The sequence below is a fragment of the uncultured Campylobacter sp. genome, from assembly GCF_938018145.1.
Taxonomy (GTDB): Bacteria; Campylobacterota; Campylobacteria; order Campylobacterales; family Campylobacteraceae; genus Campylobacter_A.
This window is the reverse complement of sequence record NZ_CALIII010000080.1, coordinates 1-2,629: the sequence shown is the minus strand read 5'-3', so window position 1 is coordinate 2,629 and position 2,629 is coordinate 1. Positions and strand designations below refer to the sequence as shown.

The 2,629-nt window shown below is 46.7% G+C and carries 2 protein-coding genes; both read right to left on the bottom strand.

The window, feature by feature from the left end; genetic code table 11:
• Window positions 1–34 precede the first annotated feature (34 nt).
• Window positions 35–1,219, bottom strand: coding sequence for a replication-associated recombination protein A (locus Q0338_RS01740; RefSeq protein WP_298085256.1), 1,185 nt, complete (start codon window positions 1,217–1,219; stop codon window positions 35–37).
• A 228-nt stretch (window positions 1,220–1,447) separates the two neighbouring features.
• A partial coding sequence (locus Q0338_RS01735) for a TonB-dependent receptor (RefSeq protein ID WP_298085255.1) occupies window positions 1,448–2,629 on the bottom strand: 1,182 nt, incomplete at its 5' end.

Sequence of the window (2,629 nt, the reverse complement as noted above, 5' to 3'; positions counted from 1 at the left end):
CAAGCAAAATGATAGCTAAAAACAAACCCGCCTATCAACCTATAAGCCTTATTTTAGCCAGCCACTCGTCCAGCGTTTTTTCAAAGCCGATGCCGTTGCTCTCGTAAAATTTAAGCGGCTTTTCGAGATATTTTTGCTCTACCCAGCCGCCAAAGCTATGCGGATACAGATAGTCCTTGGCCTCGGGCGCGGTGTTGATGAGATATGGCGGTATAGCTAGCGGCGGCTCGTTTTTGACATAGGACAGCGCGGCGTTTATGGCCTTGTAGCTGGAGTTTGACTTTGGCGAGTGAGCCAGATACATCGCGCATTGAGCCAGGATTATACGAGCTTCTGGAAAGCCGATCTTGCTAACGGCAGCTAGCGCGTTAGCGGCTAAATTTAGCGCGTTAGGGTTTGCGTTACCGATATCCTCGCTGGCAAATATCGCCATCCTTCGCGCGATAAAATCAGCGCTCTCGCCCGCGTCGATAAGCCGCGCCAGATAGTACATGACGGCGTTTTCATCGCTTCCCCGCAGGCTTTTTATAAATGCGCTCGCTAACCCGTAATGCACATCGTCCTCACTAACTCCTTCGCTAACGGCGTTAGCTCGCAGCGTTTTTAAATTCTCTAACGTTATTTTTTCATCCAGACTCACGGCAAACTCGAGCAAATTTAAGAGTCCTCGCGCGTCTCCGCCGCTACTTTTTACGAGATAGGCCTTGGCTTCGTCCGAGATGTCAAATTTGACCTCGCCTCTCACGCGTTCAAGCAGCTTTTCAAAATCCTCGCTCGCAAGCGGCTTAAACTCAAAGAGCATCGAGCGGCTACGGATACCCGAGCTTAGCGTGAAATATGGATTTTCCGTGCTGGCTCCGATGATGGCGGCGCGGTAGTTTTCCATCGGGATTAACAGGGCTTCTTGCTGCGTTTTGCTGAGGCGGTGGATCTCGTCGATGAAAAATAGCGGCTTAGAAAGCGCGTTTTCGTGGTTTTTTAGGATTTTGCGAAACTCCTCGATCTTGAGATTTCCGCCGTCAAATTCGTAAAAATCATACTCCATCGACCGCGCGACGACGCGAGCAAAACTCGTCTTGCCGCAGCCTGCGGGTCCGTAAAATATACTGTGCGGGATTTTTTTGTTTTCGATAAATTTTTTAAAAACGCCCACCAGCTCGCGCTGTCCGCAGATCTCGTCTAAGCTCGTTGGACGAAATTTCAAGGCGAAATTTTGCAAATTTGCTCCTTTTAAATTTTAAGACATTATAGTCAAATTTAAATTAAGAAGCGGATTTGCGGGGGTGGACTAATCAAATTTGAGCTGGTAAAAAAGCAAAATTTGACGCTAGCACCCTACTCCCAGCAAATGCGAAATTTAAACCAAAACGAGTCCTCAAAAACAGCAAATTTTACGGCAAAAGCGAACCAAATTTAAGCCAAATTTAGCTCGCTCGCCGCGTCAAATTTAAAACGTCTTTTCAAAATCTACGTAGAAGTTTCTGCCTTTGCCCACTCTGGTCGTATCTTTAAATCCGTTTGCGAAAATGTACTCTTTGTTAAAGATATTGTTTACGCCAAAGCTGATTTTTAGCCCTTTGTTTAGCAGATAGCTGTCGAAATTTTTCGGCTCCCATCTACCTTTAAAATTTACGATAGTAAAGGTTTCATCTACGTATTCGTATTTTTGACCGCGCACGACGTAGTATTTCTCGTCGTTGTTAGGCCTAAACCAATGCGTCATATCGCCGCCCAAACTAAGCCCCCACGGCTCGTATCTATACATCGCGCCCAAAGTTAGCTTATCAGCATAGACGGTGAGTATCTTTTTGGTCGCTTTGTCGTAAATTTTCGTATGATCGTATCCGAGCGAGAATGTAAGGTTGTTTATCGCGTATTTGGACTCGATCTCGATACCGCGACGTTTTGCGTTATCGACGTTTTCGTACATGCCGTAGCGTCTGCCCGGCGCTTCGGCGTCAAACGGCGGATTGCCTTTATCCGGTCTTGCTTTTAGATTTATCATATCTTTGATGTTGCCGTCGTAGTAAGTGGCTTTAAAATACAGCTCGTCATCGCCCAAAAGCCCCTGCTTGTCGATAGAAAAGCCCACTTCGTACTCTTTTGCGATCTCAGGTTTTAGGTCGGGGTTTGGTATGTACCAGTAATGCGGATTTAGCGGGCCGGCCGATGACGTTTCGTTTGGCGTCGGTCCTCTAAATGTCTCTGCGTAGCCTGCGAGTAAATTTATACCGTCAAAAACCTCATACGCAAGGCCCAGTTTTGGAGAAAATCTAGACTCCGAGTATGAGTTGCGATCGCCGCTTTTGACTCCGCGTTTAAATTTATCGAATCTACCGCCCAGAGTAAACTCGAACTTGCCTACGCTAAATACGTCTTGCGCGTATATACCGAGGTCTTTGTAAAAATTCGGAAACGAACCAAAGTCGCTAAGCGCGCCGTTGTACCAAAATATCGCGTCCTCTTTTCTGTGTTCGTAGTCGATGCCGGTAACCAGCCTGTGCTCTAGCATGCCGGTGTCAAAGAGGCTTTCGTTTTTGAGCCTAACGCCCCATCTGTCGTCTTTGTTTTTGTAGTCGATATAGACTGGATTGCCTCTGCTAAAGCCCGTTCTGATCCTATGATTTAG